Consider the following 17,112-nt stretch of genomic DNA (forward strand, 5'->3'; position numbering starts at 1 on the left):
AAAAAGACAAACTACTCTGTTTGTCTTTTTTCGTGTCCTATAATACAATTATAGTAGCAAACTAACGTTCGTTATGTAAGTGAAAGGTGGGGTTACATGTCACTTCGATTTGTGATTGGTAGAGCGGGAAGTGGAAAAAGTACACTTTGTTTACACGAAGTGCAGGAAGAGTTAAAGCAACGCCCAAGAGGGGAAACAATATTATATCTTGTGCCAGAACAGATGACATTCCAAACGCAGCAGGCGTTAATCGGGAGTGAGGATGTAAGAGGTTCTATTCGGGCACAAGTTTTTAGTTTTTCACGATTAGCGTGGAAGGTGCTGCAAGAAGTTGGCGGAGCGAGTCGTCTTCACATTGATGAAGCGGGCGTACATATGTTGCTTCGTAAAATTGTTGAGTCTCGTAAAGAGGGATTATCGGTGTTCCAAAAAGCAGCGGAGCAAAACGGTTTCTTTGAACATCTTGGTAGTATGATTGCGGAGTTTAAACGTTACAATGTGACGCCATCTAACGTATATGAAATGTGGCAACAATTAGACGCACATAGTAGCAGTGCAGAACAAAAGCTATTAGCGAATAAAGTGTATGATTTACAACTATTATATGATGATTTTGAACGTGCTTTAATCGGAAAATATTTGGATTCAGAAGACTACCTACAATTGCTAGTCGAAAAGCTTCCACAGTCTGAATATGTAAATGGGGCTGAAATTTATATAGATGGATTTCATTCATTTTCACCGCAAGAACTAGAAATTTTAAGACAGCTTATGATTTGCGGAGCGAGAGTTACGATCACGTTAACGATAGATGAAAAAACGTTAGCGCAGCCAGTAAATGAACTAGATTTATTTTATGAAACGACGTTAACGTATGAAAAAATAAAGCAAGTGGCGCGTGAAGAGAAGATAGAAATTGAAAAAACGATTCCACTTATGGAACAACCGCGTTTTCATTCGCAAGCATTAGCGCATTTAGAAACGCATTATGAAGCACGTCCAAATGAAAAGTTTCACGGAGAAGCAAGTGTAACGATTAGTACAGCAGCGAATTTACGGGCTGAAGTAGAAGGTGTTGCTCGTGAAATTCGTAGACTTGTGGCGGATGAAGACTATCGTTACCGAGATATTGCAGTTCTTCTTCGTAACGGGGAAAGTTATTACGATGTGATGCGAACGCTATTTACAGATTATAATATCCCGCATTTCATCGATGAAAAACGCCCGATGTCACATCATCCGCTAGTAGAATGCATTCGTTCTGCACTCGAGATTATTAGCGGAAATTGGCGTTATGATGCAGTGTTCCGCTGCGTGAAAACAGAGCTTTTATATCCACTAGACGTAAGAAAAGAAACGATGCGCGAAGAGATGGATGAGTTTGAAAACTACTGTTTAGCGTACGGTGTACAAGGGAAGAGATGGACTTCTGAGGATCCGTGGATGTATCGCCGCTATCGTTCTCTTGACGATACGGACGGGATGATTACAGACAGTGAACGGGAAATGGAAGAGAGAATAAATCGACTGCGCGATGTTGTAAGAACGCCTGTTATTCGTATGCAAAAAAGGCTGAAGCGTGCGGGAACAGTTATGCAAATGTGCGAAGCGGTTTACTTATTTTTAGAAGAGCTAGACGTTCCGAAAAAACTAGAAGCATTACGTATTCGCGCAGAAGAGAGCGGAGATTTCTTATTTGCGACAGATCATGAGCAAGTATGGGAAGAAGTAATGAGTCTTCTTGATACGTTCGTTGAGATGCTTGGCGAAGAGAAAATGTCACTTTCTATGTTCGCAGATGTTATGTCGACAGGTCTTGAGGCGCTTCAATTCGCAAACATTCCGCCGTCATTAGACCAAGTGTTAATTGCTAATATTGATCGTTCAAGATTATCAAATGTGAAAGCAACATTTGTCATTGGCGTGAATGAAGGAGTTATTCCGGCAGCACCAATGGATGAAGGGATGCTTTCTGATGAGGAAAGAGATGTTCTTAGCGTTGCAGGTATCGAATTAGCACCAACGACGAGACAAACCTTATTAGAAGAACAGTTCGTTATGTATCAAATGGTAACGAGAGCAACTGAGAAATTATATATTTCATGCCCTCTTGCAGATGAAGAAGGGAAGACGTTACTTGCGTCTAGCTTTATTAAGAAAATAAAAAGAATGTTCCCTGATGTGAAAGATACATTTATTACAAATGACGTAAATGATTTATCACGTTCGGAACAAATTTCATACGTAGCAACGCCAGAAGTAACGTTGTCATATGTTATGCAGCAACTTCAAACGTGGAAGCGATATGGATTTGAAGGGAATTTAGATTTTTGGTGGGATGTATATAACTTCTACGTAACTTCAGATGAATGGAAACAAAAAAGTAGCCGCGTATTATCAAGTTTATTCTACCGAAATCGTGCGCAAAAGCTAAGTACAGTTGTAAGTAGAGATTTATACGGGGATAAAATAAAAGGAAGCGTATCTCGTATGGAACTATTTAACCGTTGCGCATATGCTCATTTCGCGCAGCACGGTTTATCCTTAAGAGAGCGTGATATTTTCAAACTGGATGCACCCGATATCGGGGAACTATTCCATGCAGCGCTGAAGAGAATTGCGGACAGGCTATTACGTGAAAACCGTACTTGGGCGGATTTATCAATAAAAGAGTGTGAGCATCTTTCTACTGTAGTAATAGAAGAGATTGCACCGTTATTACAAAGACAAATTTTATTAAGTTCAAATCGTCATTTCTATTTAAAACAAAAACTACAACAAATCATTTTCCGTACATCAATCATTCTTCGTGAACATGCGAAGTCAAGCGGTTTCGTACCAGTTGATTTAGAAGTGCCATTCGGTATGGGCGGTACAGGGTCGCTTCCGCCGATGGAGTTCTCATTACCAAATGGTGTGAAGATGGAAGTAGTTGGTCGTATTGACCGTGTTGATAAGGCGGAAGATGAAAACGGAACGTTCCTACGCATTATTGACTATAAATCAAGCTCAAAAGCGTTAGATTTAACGGAAGTGTATTACGGATTAGCACTTCAAATGTTAACGTATTTAGATGTTGTTACTTCAAATGCACATACGTGGATGAAAAAAGGCGGCACGGCATCACCGGCTGGTGTACTGTACTTCCATATTCATAACCCGATCGTTGAGATGAAAGGTGACGCATCTGAAGCAGAAATTGAGAAAGAAATTTTAAAGAAATTTAAAATGAAAGGGCTCGTACTAGGAGACGCTGATGTTGTTCGTTTAATGGATAACAAACTTTCAACAGGAAGTTCTGATATTATTTCTGCTGGTTTGAAAAAAGACGGTAGCTTTAGTGCGCGTTCAAGTATTGCAAGTGAACAAGAGTTTAACGTACTTCAAAAATACGTACACCATACGTTTGAAAATATCGGAAAAGACATTACAGAAGGCGTTATTGATATTGCTCCTTATAAGAAGGGGAATAAAGCGGCGTGTACGTTCTGTAACTTCAAATCTGTTTGTCAGTTCGATGAATCACTTGAAGATAACCAGTTCCGTACGCTAAAAGATATGAAAGATAGCGAAGCGATGGAGAAAATTAGAGAGGAGGTTGGCGGAGAATGATTGGAAATTGGCCTAAAAAACCAGTAGGTAGTCAGTGGACAGATGACCAGTGGAAAGCGGTTGTAGCGAACGGACGTGATATATTAGTCGCGGCAGCAGCTGGATCAGGGAAAACAGCAGTATTAGTTGAACGTATTATTAAAAAGATTATAAGTGAAGAAAACCCAGTCGATGTCGACCGCCTGCTCGTTGTAACATTTACGAATGCAGCGGCGCAAGAGATGAAAAACAGAATTGGGGAAGCGCTAGAAAAAGTATTAATTGATGAGCCAGGCTCGCAGCATGTAAGAAAGCAGCTTAGCTTATTAAATAAAGCTTCTATTTCGACAATCCATTCATTTTGTTTACAAGTAATTAGAGGATACTATTACATGCTTGATGTGGATCCTCGTTTCCGCATTGCGAATCAAACGGAAAATGAACTGTTAAAAGAAGAAGTATTAGATGACATATTAGAAGAAGAGTACGGAATTGAAGATAATGGTATTTTCTTTGAACTCGTTGATCGTTATACGAGTGACCGTAGTGATGATGACTTACAGCGTATGATTTTAGCGCTTCATACAGAATCAAGAGCGCATCCAAATCCGGAAAAATGGCTCGATAAATTAGTAGAAGCATACGACGTGGAAGGAAAGACAATTGAAGATTTAGTGTATGCTTCTTACTTATTAGAAGATGTGAAATTCCAGCTTGAAACAGCAGAGGCACATATTCGTAAAGCGACGGAACTTGCAATGCTTCCTGACGGTCCGGCGCCCCGCGTTGAAACCCTGCAAGCAGATGCAGTTTTACTTGGAACGTTATCATCATCAGCTTGTGAGTCATGGACAAGTGTATATGAAGCGATGCAAAATGTATCGTGGCAAACGTTAAAGCGCATTAAGAAAAGTGATTACAACGAGGATGTTGTAAAACAAGTAGACTCACTTCGTAATAAAGCGAAAGATGAAGTGAAGAAATTACAAGAAGAGTTATTTAGCCGTAGACCTGAAAGTTTCTTACGAGATTTTCAAGATATGCATCCTGTATTAGAAAAACTCGTACAGCTTGTAAAAGTATTTACAGAGCGTTTTCAAACGATGAAGCGAGATAAAGGAATGGTTGATTTCACAGATTTAGAGCATTTCTGTTTACAAATTTTAAGTGAACAAAATGAAAACGGTGAAATGAATCCATCAGCAGTAGCGCTTCAATATCGTAATAAATTTGCTGAAGTACTAGTTGATGAATATCAAGATACGAACTTTGTGCAGGAATCCATTATTAAATTTGTAACGAAAGATTCTGAGAGTGAAGGAAACTTATTCATGGTAGGTGACGTGAAGCAGTCGATTTATCGTTTCCGACTAGCAGAACCAGGCCTGTTCCTAGGGAAGTATAAACGCTTCACACAAGAAGGATTAGACGGTGGAATGAAGATAGACTTAGCGAAAAACTTCCGTAGTCGTCATGAAGTGTTAGCGGGTACGAACTTTATCTTCAAACAAATTATGGGCGAAGAAGTCGGAGAAATCGATTATGATGCTGATGCTGAATTAAAGCTAGGTGCTAGCTATCCAGAAGGTGAAGATGTAGCGGCTGAACTACTATGTATTCAGCAAACAGAAGAAGAAGTGCCAGAAGGTGAAGAAGGTGCAGAAGTAGAAAAAGCACAACTTGAAGCTCGTCTTATGGCGCAGCGTATTAAAGCGATGGTTGATTCAGGTTATGAAGTGTATGATCGTAAAACGGATAGTATGCGCCCTGTACAATACCGTGACTTCGTTATTTTACTTCGCTCTATGCCGTGGGCGCCGCAAATTATGGAAGAGTTAAAGCTGCAAGGAATTCCAGTATACGCTGATCTTGCGACTGGTTACTTTGAAGCGACAGAAGTAAATATTATGATGAACGTATTCCGCGTGATCGATAATCCGATGCAAGATATCCCGCTTGCCGCCGTACTTCGTTCACCAATCGTTGGACTAAATGATGAAGAACTTGCGACACTTCGTGCTCACGGAAAGAAAGGTTCGTTTTATGAAGTAATGAGCTCATTCTTAAAAGGGGCACCGCTTGAAGAGGAACAAGAATTACATGATAAATTACAGTGGTTTTATAACTTACTGCAAGGATGGCGTGAATTCGCGCGTCAACAGTCACTTTCTGATTTAATTTGGAAAGTGTACGGTGAGACAGGTTATTACGACTTTGTCGGCGGTTTACCAGCCGGAAAGCAAAGGCAAGCAAACTTACGTGTACTTTATGACCGTGCAAGACAATATGAAGCAACATCGTTTAGAGGATTATTCCGTTTCTTACGCTTTATTGAGCGTATTTTAGAACGCGGTGATGATATGGGAACAGCGAGAGCTTTAGGTGAACAAGAAGATGTGGTTCGTATTATGACGATTCATAAAAGTAAAGGACTTGAGTTCCCAGTCGTATTTGTAGCGGGACTAGGTCGTCGTTTTAATACACAAGATTTAATGAAACGTTTCTTACTGCATAAAGACTTCGGTTTCGGTTCACAATTTATCGATCCTCGTAAACGAATTAAATATACGACATTATCGCAACTAGCAATTAAGCGTAAAATGAAAATGGAATTAATCGCGGAAGAAATGCGCGTGTTATACGTAGCGTTAACGCGTGCGAAAGAGAAGTTAATTTTAATTGGAACGGTTAAAGATGCCAATAAAGAAATGGAAAAATGGCTCGATGCAAGGGAGCATAGTGAATGGTTATTACCAGACCATATACGTGCCGGAGCGTCTTGTTATTTAGACTGGATTGCACCTTCATTATATAGACATCGTGATAGTGAAATGCTTCTTGAATTAGGACAAGGAAGCATTCCGGGTGAAATTTATGGATATGACACGAGCTGGAAAGTAGAAGTTGTTGACGGCAAAACGTTACTTGCACCGGAACCGGTTCAAGAAGAGAAACAAGAATTGTTAGAAGCACTTCGTGAAAAAAAAGCTGTTCCGCTACAAAGTGAACGGAAAGAAGAAGTGTACGACAGATTGATGTGGAAGTACGGATATGAGGAAGCAACGTCTCACCGTGCGAAACAGTCTGTTACAGAAATAAAGAGAAACTACCAATCAGAAGAAGGTAGCGATAATGCCTTTATTAAAAAACTGCGTGCACCAATTAAAACACGCCCTCGTTTTATGGAGAAAAAAGGATTAACGTATGCTGAAAGAGGTACGGCAGTTCACGCTGTTATGCAGCATGTTGATTTGAAGAAGCCGATTACAGAAGAAGTGATTCGAGAGCAAATTGCCGGAATGGTAAATAAGGAGTTATTAACATTCGAACAAGCTGAAGAAATAGCAATTGAAAAAGTCATTTCATTCTTTGACAGTGACCTAGGTAAAAGGGTATTAGCGGCGAAAAGTGTTGAGCGTGAAGTACCATTTACGATGATGCTTGCAGCAGAAGAGGCGTATCAAGATTGGCAAGGTAAGAATGACGAAACAATACTTGTCCAAGGGGTTATCGACTGCATGATTGAAGAGGAAGACGGTATCACTTTAATTGATTTTAAAACGGATACGATTGAAGGAAAGTTCCCAGGTGGATTCGATCAAGCAAAACCAATTTTAGAAGATCGATACAAAGTGCAGCTTTCGTTATATGCAAAGGCACTTGAAAAAAGCTTGCAACATCCCGTGAAAGAGAAATGCTTATACTTCTTTGATGGCAATCATGTTGTGAAAATTGAAGAATAGAGGGACTTGAAAATGGCAACGGAAAAAACGTTAAGAACGTGTGAAAAAGGACATGAATACTATAAAAGTAGCGATTGTCCAACTTGCCCAGCTTGTGAGAAAGAAAAGAAACCAACAACAGGGTTTCTTTCACTTCTTTCATCACCAGCACGAAATGCGTTGCAACATCATGGCATTCACACGATAGAAGAACTCTCAAAGTATAGTGAAAAAGAAATTTTAAAACTACATGGTATGGGACCAGCATCTTTGCCGAAGCTTAGAAAGGCTTTGGAGGAGAGCGGATTATCATTTAAATAAAATGAAACAGTAAACAGTGTTTTTTTGATAATCTTGAATGAGATAAAAGAAAAAAGTAGGAGAATATCTCCTACTTTTTTTATGCTGTTCCGATCTGATCTTGATCGGCCACATCAGAATCAAACGTATTTGTTGCACTAACACCGCTAAAAGTGTTCACGACAAATCCAACATTGGAAGCTCCGGATCCATTATAAGCTTTCGTATTTTCTTTTGGAGACACGTTATAAAAATCCCCTAAATTGAACGAACCATTACTGTTTTGAACGACGAGATTTCCAACAACAGAAGGCATACTATCCACCCACTTTACTAAGCTTTTTAATTACTATATGAATTATTGTGCGGAAGGTTCATCCGTAATATATTGGCGAATTTGCATAATACGAGAGTTATTAAAAACATAATCAACATTTCCAATTTGAAAGCAACCAGAATTTAAAAGTGTTCGCAATTCAACATTGTTTACTTCAATAAAAGGGCATTCATTTACAATGTTTAATTTTACATCTGTCGTTCGTTTTGGGATTGTAATGTGTTCATCTGTAAAGATTTCAAATGCGTCTAAGCGGCCTTCGTCTTTTATATAACAAGGAATTTCCCTGTGGACGGCAAGAGCTCTACTTTTTAATTCCATTTGATTTGCATCTCCAACTTGAAATACAGCAGTAATCCCCAAAGAAATAATAGAAACATTTTGGACAACAGACACATGATGTAACATAATTTCTCAGTCTCCTTAACCTGGAGTAGGAGGGACATCTGTGACTAATGGTACAAATGGACCCTCTGTAACAGTTTCAAATGGTGTATCGAGAATAGAAGATAGTATGAGGAAATTTGCATCCCCAATTAAAAAGAGTGCGGATGACGATACACCGTTCATTTTAATCTGTCCGACTTTTAACTCGCGATTTACAACGTTAACATTCATACATACTTACTCCTTTCGGAAATTACCCGGTATGTGTTGAATAAAAGATAGAAAGGCGTTGTCGATATCATGTTTCATTGCTTGGAGAATGATATCGCGTAAATAATCTGGATTTGTTGAAGAATCTTCGTATGATTGTGCTTGTGATAAATAATAAGGAAGCCTATGCTCCATCTGTTTTTTTATGTCATCAACCATCATTTGTCGATACATTTCATCGAGCGGCGTTCTCTCTTCTTGTTCAAAATGGAGAATTCGATTATATGCTTCTTCATCTAAGTAACGATGCATTTCTTGAAGGATACCTTGGTAAAAATCTGGGTTTGTATCTGTTTCAGGATTTACTTTTAACGTTTCTGTATCCACTTGAAAATCTTCAATTTGCTGTCCTTTTGCTGAAAACGGATTTAAACCAATATTTAAAGTGCCATTTAAATTTTCTACTTTTAATTGATCGAATTTGTATTCCACTTTTCCTACAGAAGAGGAGGGGCGATTTTTTAATTCGGTAAGCTCTTCTTGTAATAGGCGCACTTGATCTTCTAGATGAAGGATGGTTGATTGCTGTGCTTGAAGAGCTTGTTGAAGTTGGTGTAAGTAAGTATATATATCTTGATTCATTTTGTGAAACCTCCTTTTCAGTAGGGAGGGTAAAAATATTCCTGCTATATATTTATGACAAGGATGTCTTAAGAAGAACTAGTTGATGGTTTGATAGAAATAATTTGTCCTTTCGCCTGCAATGGGCGAAGGGGCTCTGTAAATCCACCACTATTTGAGAATTTAGATAGAGCTTTAATACTTCCTGCAGTACCAATTTGGAATACAGAAGAGGTTGTAATGCTATCAATTTTAATGCTATTAATGATGATGCTTTGGTTTACATAAAGATTCAATGCAATCGCCTCCTCTAAGTTGAACCAATTATCGCTTGATCAATTACATCTGAATCATTGACAGTCGTTGCGCTTTGATAATTGTAGACAGAAACGTTATCTCCAACATTAAAAGAGCCGGCCCCGGCGAAAGCGCGTGAATAACTAATAGGCCTAATCGCAAATACATCTCCAATATGAAAAATACCACTTGATCCAATATTGACGATACGAATATGTCCGACCATAGCTGGCATACAAAACACCTTTCGTTTTTAAAATTTTCTTTTCTACTATTGTATGGGCGTTTTCAATAAAATGTGTTTTTTTTTTATAAAAGAAACACACACGTTATTGCGTGTGTGTATTGAGTGTTTGATTAGGGTGAAAATCCGTATGTACATGCCAAATTACATTTAAGAGCCTGTCCAGTTCTTGGCTACAATCCACTGTTTTTTGAGAAGTCATTCCGTAGCGTTCAGCAAAGTAAATCATTTTTTCACGTTTTTTTTCAATCGCTTGCTCAAACATTGAAATCGGCTCCATCTCTAAATGAAATTTTTAGTATATATGTAGTACATATTATACAAAAAACCCATAAAAAAGAAATACCTTCGCTAAAAAAAGTAAAATTTCTACATTTTATGCCAAATATAAAGGAGTAACGAATAGGATATGAGAAGAATATTGTAAAAATTAGCGTGCATGAGAAGGTTTTTTTCTTACGGATGCGAATACAATTAAAGGGTATGAGTTTTAGGATGGAGAGTGGAAATATTGCGTTTGGTAACGGCGAAAAAAGATGAAAAGGTATTTGTAGGTATTGTGGATGAAGAGGAAGAAAAGGTATTGCATGTAAGAGAAGCGCAAAGACAAAAAGGGGAAAAGGTTACGATTCCGATTACAATGTTAGAGTGTATTGAAAGAGGAACCGAATGCTTTGAAAAAATATGTGATATTGTAAATTGGGCGAAGGAAAATGAAGGGGCGGCGTATTATCCGTTAACTGAGGTGAAAATATTAGCGCCAATTCCAAGGCCAAGGAAGAATATTCTTTGCGTTGGAAAAAATTATCGTGAGCATGCGATAGAGATGGGCGGAGTAGAATCAATTCCAGAAAATATAATGATCTTTACGAAAGCGCCGACGACAGTTATTGGAATGGATGAAAAAATTAATAGTCATCCCCACGCAACGAATGAACTAGACTATGAAGGAGAACTAGCTATCATCATTGGTAAGCGAGGGAAACAAATAAAAAAAGAAAAAGCGCTTGAGCATGTTTTTGGTTATACCATTATAAATGATATAACTGCTCGCGACATTCAAAGGAAGCATAAACAATTTTTCCTTGGAAAAAGTTTCGATACATTTTGTCCGATGGGACCGTACCTAATTCATAAATCAATGGTTGAAACGCCAAATGCGTTACACATTGAGACGGTAGTAAATGGGGAAATAAGGCAAACTTCAAATACAAATAAAATGATTTTTTCAATAGAAGAAATCATTTCAACGATAAGTAAAGGAATGACGTTAGAGCCAGGCGATATTATCGCAACAGGAACGCCGGCTGGTGTCGGAAAAGGTTTCACACCACCGAAGTTTTTGCATGCTGGTGATGAAGTGGTCATTACAGTAGAAGGAATTGGTACTTTGCGAAATGTAGTGAAATGAAAAAAGAGCTATCTTGTGAAAAGATAGCTCTTTTCTATGGTCTTGGGTGATAGAGGTAATCGATAACCGAAAAAGTGTAAAGACCAACGAATGCAAGTGTACAAATACCAAATAGTATAACCGTAAGTGCGCTTTTTTCTCGTCCAAAACCAATGATAGTAAGGGTAACAGCAGTCCAAAATGATGCTTTCAGTAGTGTGAATGTAGTAGAAGTTGAGTAGTGACTAAGCAATGTTACGGAAAGGAGGAAGCCAAAGAATGTAACTAAAATAAAAGATGTAGCTAAATAGTTAATATGTTTACCATATCGTAATAACATATCGTACCTGCTTTCTAAAATAAAATACAGAAAATTGCAATTTTATTTTAGTATAAATCAATATAATAATAGAGAGGTTGTCCCAACATGTAGGACAACCTCTCTATTATTACGATAATACCGCTTTAATTTTTTGGAACGCCCACTCTAAATCTTCTTCAGAGATTACTAGAGGTGGTGCGATACGAATTACATTTTCGTGTGTTTCTTTACATAATAGACCAGCTGCTTTTAGTTGTTCACAGTAAGGACGAGCTGGCTCGTTTAATTCGATACCGATGAATAAGCCTTTACCACGAATGTCAGTAATCATTGGGTTATCAATTTCTTTTAATTGCCCAACTAATTTTTCGCCTAATTGAAGAGAACGCTCTGTTAATTTTTCTTCTTCTAACACTTCAAGAGCTGCGATAGAAACAGCACATGCAAGTGGGTTACCACCGAATGTAGAACCGTGAGAACCTGGCTCGAATACGCCTAAAATGTCGCGGTTTGCTGCTACGCAAGAGATTGGGAATACGCCGCCGCCAAGTGCTTTACCAAGTATGTACATGTCAGGAGTTACATTGTCCCAGTCACAAGCAAATACTTTACCAGTACGGCCTAAACCTGTTTGGATTTCATCTGCTACAAATAAAACGTTTTCTTTTTTACATACTTCAAGAGCTTCTTTTAAGAAACCAGCTGGTGGGATGTTAATTCCTGCTTCACCTTGGATTGGCTCTAAAATGAATGCAGCTGTATTTGGTGTAATTGCAGCTTTTAACGCTTCTAAATCACCGTAAGGAATTACGATAATGCCAGGAAGCATTGGACCGAATCCACGCTTGTACTCTTCGTTTGAAGACATAGAAACAGCACCCATCGTACGGCCGTGGAAGTTATCTTCACAAACGATGATTTCAGCACGGTTTGCTTCTACTTTCTTCACGTCATAAGCCCAGCGGCGTGCTGTTTTAATTGCAGTTTCAACAGCTTCTGCACCTGTATTCATTGGAAGTACCATTTCTTTATTAGTTAGTTTCGCAACTTTTTCGTACCAAGGACCTAATTGATCGCTATGGAAAGCACGAGAAGTTAACGTAACACGATTAGCTTGGTCAATTAAAGCGTTAATAATTTTTGGGTGACGATGACCTTGGTTTACTGCAGAATATGCACTTAATAAGTCCATATAGCGGTTTCCTTCAGGATCTTCTACCCAAACACCTTCTGCTTTAGAAATAACGATTGGAAGTGGGTGATAGTTATTTGCCCCGTATGTGTCTGTAAGTTCGATAATATCCTTAGTTTGAATCATGATTGTTCCCCCTTTTGTTATTACAAGAAGTTTGTAAATACTCTAAATATTATAGCATTTAAATGTAAAAAAGCGAAACATTTCCTGAAAATAAATGAACATGTTATCATATAGAGTGAAAAAGTGTGAAAAGAGGAGGTAGGGGATACGATGGTACATATGCATATTACAGCATGGGCGTTAGGTTTAATTTTATTCTTCGTTGCGTATTCACTTTATTCAGCAGGAAGAAAAGGTAAAGGTGTACATATGGGGCTTCGTCTTATGTACATTATCATTATTGTGACAGGTTTCATGTTGTACATGGGTATTATGAAGACTGCAACAAGTAACATGCACATGTGGTATGGTTTAAAAATGATAGCTGGTATTTTAGTTATCGGTGGAATGGAAATGGTTCTTGTGAAAATGAGCAAGAACAAAGCAACAGGGGCAGTTTGGGGATTATTTATTGTTGCACTAGTAGCAGTATTTTACCTTGGACTGAAATTACCAATTGGTTGGCAAGTATTCTAATAAAAAATAAAACCACCTTATAATCTCAAATGTTTGGGAGATAAGGTGGTTTTTTATTTTAGGTCGCATCGATATGCAACTCTTCTCCGTTTACTTTCGTAAAACGAAACATGTTTTTATTTGACGTAGCGTGACGAACGAAATGGTGCTGCAGCGCACAAATCATCTCTTCGTTATCGAACAAAAGAATATTTACTCCTTCGCAAGCTTCCTCTTTCGGTAAGAAAGATAAATAATTATGACAATACATGCAATCATATAAAGAGTAGTGAAGCGATTGCAATGATTCGGTTAATAACGTAAAGACAGAGTCAGGTAATTCCTCGAGCCATTCCGTATAGCTAAGAAGTAATCTTTTTCGAATTCGTATCATTTCTCCGTTTTGCAAATGATGCTGTTCATTGGCGATTTGTAATACATCTTGTTCATAGAAACGAGCTGGTAGCCAGTTGTTGTTATATAAAATCTCAAAGCCATCTTCGGCAATATCTTCTAATAAAAATGCTTCATCATTTTCATCATCAAAGAACACCCATTCATTGTTTATATATTCTACATTACCGACTGTATGAGCGCGAGGCTGGTTATATAAAATATGGTTACGTTTTATCATACATGATTTCTCCTTTATGAAAAGTAGTTATTTCTGTTATAGACAGTTCGTGCATTCTTTATAACTAGACACACCTAGACATAGGTGGGCATACAATAAAACACGTTTTACTGAGTGAAAATGCTATTCCGTATGTGGATGGTAGGTTATCGTCAAGTTTTTCATTTTTTGATCCGCACCTCTAAGGGTGGGGATTACTGCTCGTTTAGGAAAAGAAATAAGATGGAAGGATGATTCGTATGTGCGGAATTACAGGATGGGTGGATTATAAACGCTCATTAGAAGGAGAACGGGACGTCGTTACGAAGATGGCTGAGACGTTAGCGAAACGTGGCCCAGATGATAATAAAGTTTGGATTAAAGGCAATGTCGCATTTGGGCATAAACGGTTAATCGTTGTTGATCCTGAGGGTGGTAAACAACCGATGACTTGTTTAAAAGATGAGACGAATTATGCAATTTGCTATAACGGTGAATTGTATAATACAGAAGATATTCGAAAGGAATTATTAAGAAGAGGATATACGTTCAAAGGTCATTCTGATACGGAGGTGCTATTAGCGTCGTATATTGAATGGAAAGAAGAATGTGTCGATCATTTAAACGGTATATATGCGTTTGCTGTATGGGATGAACAGAAAGAACAAGTATTTATTGCGCGAGATCGATTAGGTGTAAAACCGCTATTTTATAAATATGATAGTGGACGATTACTATTCGGTTCAGAGTTAAAAGCGATACTAGCGCATCCAGATGTGAAGGCGGAAGTAACGTTAGAAGGGTTATCTGAAATATTCGGTCTTGGGCCGTCTAGAACACCTGGTCATGGCATTTATGCTGGTATAAAAGAATTACGCCCAGGTCATGCGATGACATTTTCAAAGAACGGTTTATGTATATGGAGATATTGGAATGTAGAAAGCAAAAAACATGAAGACTCCTTTGAAGAAACAGTAGAGAAAACACGCTTTTTATTACAAGATGCGATTACAAGGCAGCTCGTTTCTGATGTACCACTATGTACTTTTCTATCAGGCGGTGTAGATTCGAGTGCAATTACAGCAATTGCTGCGAAAGAATACGCAAGGTCAGGAAAAGGGCAATTACACACATACTCTGTTGATTATGAAGATAATGACAAATACTTTAAAGCGAATGCGTTTCAGCCGAATTCAGATGCGCCATTTATTCATTTGATGACTGAGACGTTTCAAACAAACCATCATCGCTGCGTCATTTCAAATGAACAATTAGCACAGTATTTAACAGAAGCGGTACTCGTTCGTGATTTGCCTGGTATGGCAGATATCGATTCCTCATTATTATGGTTTTGCCGCGAAATTAAACAAGATTTTGTCGTCGGTTTATCTGGGGAATGTGCAGACGAAATATTTGGTGGTTATCCGTGGTTTTATAGAGAAGATGATTTACAATCGAGTGCATTTCCGTGGATGCGCTCTACAGAAGCGCGTGAACAACTGCTAAAGAAAGAATGGAGAAATAAATTAAACTTACAACAATATGTACAGCAGCGTTATGAAGAATCTATTCAAGAAGTTCCTGTTTTAGAGGGAGAAAGCCCAATTGAAGCAAAGAGACGACAATTATTTTACTTGAACATGGTATGGTTTATGACAACATTATTAGACAGAAAAGACCGTATGAGTATGGGGGCAAGCTTAGAAGTACGTGTTCCATTTGCGGATCACCGACTTGTCGAATATGCGTGGAATATTCCTTGGGAAATGAAAATGTATAAAAACCGCGAAAAAGGTCTATTGCGTAAAGCATTAGAAGGGTTACTTCCAAATGACATCTTATATAGAAAGAAGAGCCCATATCCGAAAACGCATAATCCGCACTATACGAAAGTGGTAACAGTATGGCTACAAGATTTATTAACGGATAAAGGATCAATTTTACACGAACTATTTGATAAAGAACAGCTGCGCGGATTAATTGAGTCAGGTGGTAGTGCATTTCAATCCCCTTGGTTCGGTCAATTAATGACTGGTCCGCAGCTTTTAGCTCATTTAGCGCAAATTCATGTTTGGTTTAAAGAGTATGGGGTAAATATTAAAGAATAGAAGAAAAGCGACTTACATAAAAGTAAGTCGCTTTTCTATTAAATAAATTGTCAAATAAAATTCAAAATCATATTAGAAAGAATACTTATTTAGAATAATTATTTTGACGTACTTATTATTAGTTGTTATAATTGGAAACAAATGTTCTTGAAAAAGATTCTCATTTATAAAATTGAGGTGTTATATAGATGACAAAGAAAAAAATAGGTTTACTCGTAATGGCGTATGGAACGCCAGAATCATTAGATGATGTAGAAGCATACTACACACATATTCGCCACGGGCGTAAACCTTCAGAAGAAGCGCTCCAAGACTTAATCGGGCGCTATAAAGCGATTGGCGGAATTTCACCACTTGCAAAAATTACGAAAGAGCAAGCGCATAAATTAACAGATGCAATGAATAATATGTTTACAGAGTATGAATTTACTTGTTATGTAGGCTTAAAACATATCGCTCCATTTATAGAAGATGCAGTAGAAGAGATGAAAGAAGATGGAATTGAGCAAGCGATTAGTATCGTATTAGCGCCGCATTATTCTACATTTAGCATTAAAGCGTATAATGACCGTGCTATTCGTCTTTCAAAAGAAATCGGTGGCCCTGTTATTGAACCAATTGAACAATGGTACGATGAACCGAAATTTATTTCCTATTGGGCAGATCAAATAAAAGAAACATTTACAAAGATTGAAGATAAAGAGAAAGCAGTCGTAATTTTTTCAGCACATAGTTTGCCAGAGAAAATTATTTCAGCAGGGGACCCTTATGTGAAGCAATTGCAGCATACAGCAGATTTAATTGCGGGGGCTGCCAATATTCAAAACTATACAACGGGTTGGCAAAGTGCCGGAAATACGCCTGATCCATGGATTGGTCCAGATGTGCAAGATTTAACGAGAGATTTATATGAAGAGCATGGATATGAATCTTTCATATATTGCCCAGTTGGCTTTGTCGCAGCGCATTTAGAAGTTTTATATGACAATGATTACGAATGTAAAGTTGTAACTGATGAGTTGAATTTGGCATATTTTAGACCAAATATGCCAAATTCACAACCTGTATTTATCGATTGTTTAGCTGAAGTTGTTTCCAAAAAAATGAAGGAAATAGTTGACAAGAATTTAGTTTTGAATAATAATTAGTTTATAATA

17 protein-coding genes are annotated in these 17,112 nt (G+C 37.9%); 7 read left to right on the forward strand and 10 right to left on the reverse strand.

Annotation, left to right across the window (positions count from 1 at the left end; all coding sequences use genetic code 11):
* Positions 1-96: 96 nt before the first annotated feature.
* Genes addB through NHG49_RS05905 form a run of 3 tightly spaced genes read left to right on the forward strand, consistent with a single transcriptional unit; the run spans position 97 to position 7,634 of the window.
* Positions 97-3,612 (forward strand): helicase-exonuclease AddAB subunit AddB, encoded by a 3,516-nt coding sequence (gene addB, locus NHG49_RS05895; RefSeq protein WP_222660774.1) that lies wholly within the window; start codon positions 97-99, stop codon positions 3,610-3,612.
* Entirely contained in the window at positions 3,609-7,334 is a 3,726-nt protein-coding gene (gene addA / locus NHG49_RS05900) for a helicase-exonuclease AddAB subunit AddA (protein ID WP_149173344.1), read from the forward strand. The genes addB and addA overlap by 4 nt, the downstream gene beginning before the upstream one ends.
* Positions 7,335-7,346: 12 nt before the next feature.
* On the forward strand, positions 7,347-7,634 hold the full coding sequence (locus tag NHG49_RS05905; protein ID WP_064476838.1) for an RNA polymerase alpha subunit C-terminal domain-containing protein: 288 nt from the start codon (positions 7,347-7,349) through the stop codon (positions 7,632-7,634).
* A gap of 79 nt (positions 7,635-7,713) precedes the next feature.
* On the opposite strand, the gene gerPF is transcribed toward NHG49_RS05905, so the two are convergent.
* From gerPF to NHG49_RS05940, 7 genes are all read right to left on the reverse strand, one after another.
* Positions 7,714-7,929: a spore germination protein GerPF gene (gene gerPF, locus NHG49_RS05910; protein WP_001141570.1), complete on the reverse strand. Its 216-nt coding sequence runs from the start codon at positions 7,927-7,929 to the stop codon at positions 7,714-7,716.
* A gap of 42 nt (positions 7,930-7,971) precedes the next feature.
* A complete protein-coding gene (locus tag NHG49_RS05915) occupies positions 7,972-8,358 on the reverse strand; it encodes a spore germination protein GerPE (RefSeq protein ID WP_000902339.1) in 387 nt (128 codons plus the stop codon).
* Positions 8,359-8,373: 15 nt separating this feature from the next.
* Positions 8,374-8,568: a spore germination protein GerPD gene (gene gerPD, locus NHG49_RS05920; protein WP_001102341.1), complete on the reverse strand. Its 195-nt coding sequence runs from the start codon at positions 8,566-8,568 to the stop codon at positions 8,374-8,376.
* A gap of 6 nt (positions 8,569-8,574) precedes the next feature.
* Positions 8,575-9,189, reverse strand: a complete 615-nt coding sequence (gene gerPC, locus NHG49_RS05925; protein WP_149173343.1) for a spore germination protein GerPC — start codon at positions 9,187-9,189, stop codon at positions 8,575-8,577.
* Between the two features lie 68 nt (positions 9,190-9,257).
* Positions 9,258-9,464 carry a spore germination protein GerPB gene (gene gerPB, locus NHG49_RS05930; protein WP_048559586.1) on the reverse strand — a complete coding sequence of 69 codons (207 nt, stop codon included), beginning with the start codon at positions 9,462-9,464 and terminating at the stop codon, positions 9,258-9,260.
* Between the two features lie 14 nt (positions 9,465-9,478).
* Positions 9,479-9,700: a spore germination protein GerPA gene (gene gerPA / locus NHG49_RS05935; RefSeq protein ID WP_001111187.1), complete on the reverse strand. Its 222-nt coding sequence runs from the start codon at positions 9,698-9,700 to the stop codon at positions 9,479-9,481.
* A 94-nt stretch (positions 9,701-9,794) separates the two neighbouring features.
* Positions 9,795-9,974 (reverse strand): aspartyl-phosphate phosphatase Spo0E family protein, encoded by a 180-nt coding sequence (locus NHG49_RS05940; protein ID WP_000462847.1) that lies wholly within the window; start codon positions 9,972-9,974, stop codon positions 9,795-9,797.
* 246 nt (positions 9,975-10,220) lie between these two features.
* Here NHG49_RS05940 and NHG49_RS05945 point away from each other — a divergent pair, with 246 nt between their 5' ends.
* A complete protein-coding gene (locus NHG49_RS05945) occupies positions 10,221-11,120 on the forward strand; it encodes a fumarylacetoacetate hydrolase family protein (protein WP_154131398.1) in 900 nt (299 codons plus the stop codon).
* Positions 11,121-11,154: 34 nt separating this feature from the next.
* On the opposite strand, the gene NHG49_RS05950 is transcribed toward NHG49_RS05945, so the two are convergent.
* Positions 11,155-11,439: a hypothetical protein gene (locus NHG49_RS05950; protein ID WP_046956998.1), complete on the reverse strand. Its 285-nt coding sequence runs from the start codon at positions 11,437-11,439 to the stop codon at positions 11,155-11,157.
* A 109-nt stretch (positions 11,440-11,548) separates the two neighbouring features.
* On the reverse strand, positions 11,549-12,739 hold the full coding sequence (gene rocD, locus NHG49_RS05955; RefSeq protein ID WP_000616651.1) for an ornithine aminotransferase: 1,191 nt from the start codon (positions 12,737-12,739) through the stop codon (positions 11,549-11,551).
* Between the two features lie 150 nt (positions 12,740-12,889).
* Here rocD and NHG49_RS05960 point away from each other — a divergent pair, with 150 nt between their 5' ends.
* Entirely contained in the window at positions 12,890-13,255 is a 366-nt protein-coding gene (locus tag NHG49_RS05960; protein WP_000233490.1) for a YisL family protein, read from the forward strand.
* 58 nt (positions 13,256-13,313) lie between these two features.
* Here NHG49_RS05960 and NHG49_RS05965 read toward each other — a convergent pair whose 3' ends face one another.
* The gene (locus NHG49_RS05965) at positions 13,314-13,868 is read right to left on the reverse strand and encodes a DUF2777 domain-containing protein (RefSeq protein WP_088047844.1); all 555 of its coding nucleotides are present in this window, start codon (positions 13,866-13,868) and stop codon (positions 13,314-13,316) included.
* A 239-nt stretch (positions 13,869-14,107) separates the two neighbouring features.
* Between NHG49_RS05965 and asnB the strand changes: the two genes are divergently transcribed.
* Together asnB and hemH are read left to right on the forward strand one after the other, a co-directional pair.
* Positions 14,108-15,955, forward strand: coding sequence for an asparagine synthase (glutamine-hydrolyzing) (gene asnB, locus NHG49_RS05970; protein ID WP_149173342.1), 1,848 nt, complete (start codon positions 14,108-14,110; stop codon positions 15,953-15,955).
* A 188-nt stretch (positions 15,956-16,143) separates the two neighbouring features.
* Positions 16,144-17,103 carry a ferrochelatase gene (hemH, locus tag NHG49_RS05975; protein ID WP_064476831.1) on the forward strand — a complete coding sequence of 320 codons (960 nt, stop codon included), beginning with the start codon at positions 16,144-16,146 and terminating at the stop codon, positions 17,101-17,103.
* The last annotated feature ends 9 nt before the right edge of the window (positions 17,104-17,112 follow it).

The sequence above is a fragment of the Bacillus sp. IBL03825 genome (genome assembly GCF_024712505.1).
Taxonomy (GTDB): Bacteria; Bacillota; Bacilli; order Bacillales; family Bacillaceae_G; genus Bacillus_A; species Bacillus_A wiedmannii.

Coding starts and splice junctions, on each gene's coding strand:
- NHG49_RS05940 (WP_000462847.1), bottom strand. CDS start 9,974: ATGTTTGAGCAAGCGATTGAAAAAAAACGTGAAAAAATGATTTACTTT.
- asnB (WP_149173342.1), top strand. CDS start 14,108: ATGTGCGGAATTACAGGATGGGTGGATTATAAACGCTCATTAGAAGGA.
- NHG49_RS05965 (WP_088047844.1), bottom strand. CDS start 13,868: ATGATAAAACGTAACCATATTTTATATAACCAGCCTCGCGCTCATACA.
- gerPC (WP_149173343.1), bottom strand. CDS start 9,189: ATGAATCAAGATATATATACTTACTTACACCAACTTCAACAAGCTCTT.
- gerPA (WP_001111187.1), bottom strand. CDS start 9,700: ATGCCAGCTATGGTCGGACATATTCGTATCGTCAATATTGGATCAAGT.
- rocD (WP_000616651.1), bottom strand. CDS start 12,739: ATGATTCAAACTAAGGATATTATCGAACTTACAGACACATACGGGGCA.
- hemH (WP_064476831.1), top strand. CDS start 16,144: ATGACAAAGAAAAAAATAGGTTTACTCGTAATGGCGTATGGAACGCCA.
- addB (WP_222660774.1), top strand. CDS start 97: ATGTCACTTCGATTTGTGATTGGTAGAGCGGGAAGTGGAAAAAGTACA.
- NHG49_RS05960 (WP_000233490.1), top strand. CDS start 12,890: ATGGTACATATGCATATTACAGCATGGGCGTTAGGTTTAATTTTATTC.
- NHG49_RS05950 (WP_046956998.1), bottom strand. CDS start 11,439: ATGTTATTACGATATGGTAAACATATTAACTATTTAGCTACATCTTTT.
- addA (WP_149173344.1), top strand. CDS start 3,609: ATGATTGGAAATTGGCCTAAAAAACCAGTAGGTAGTCAGTGGACAGAT.
- gerPD (WP_001102341.1), bottom strand. CDS start 8,568: ATGAATGTTAACGTTGTAAATCGCGAGTTAAAAGTCGGACAGATTAAA.
- NHG49_RS05915 (WP_000902339.1), bottom strand. CDS start 8,358: ATGTTACATCATGTGTCTGTTGTCCAAAATGTTTCTATTATTTCTTTG.
- gerPF (WP_001141570.1), bottom strand. CDS start 7,929: ATGCCTTCTGTTGTTGGAAATCTCGTCGTTCAAAACAGTAATGGTTCG.
- NHG49_RS05905 (WP_064476838.1), top strand. CDS start 7,347: ATGGCAACGGAAAAAACGTTAAGAACGTGTGAAAAAGGACATGAATAC.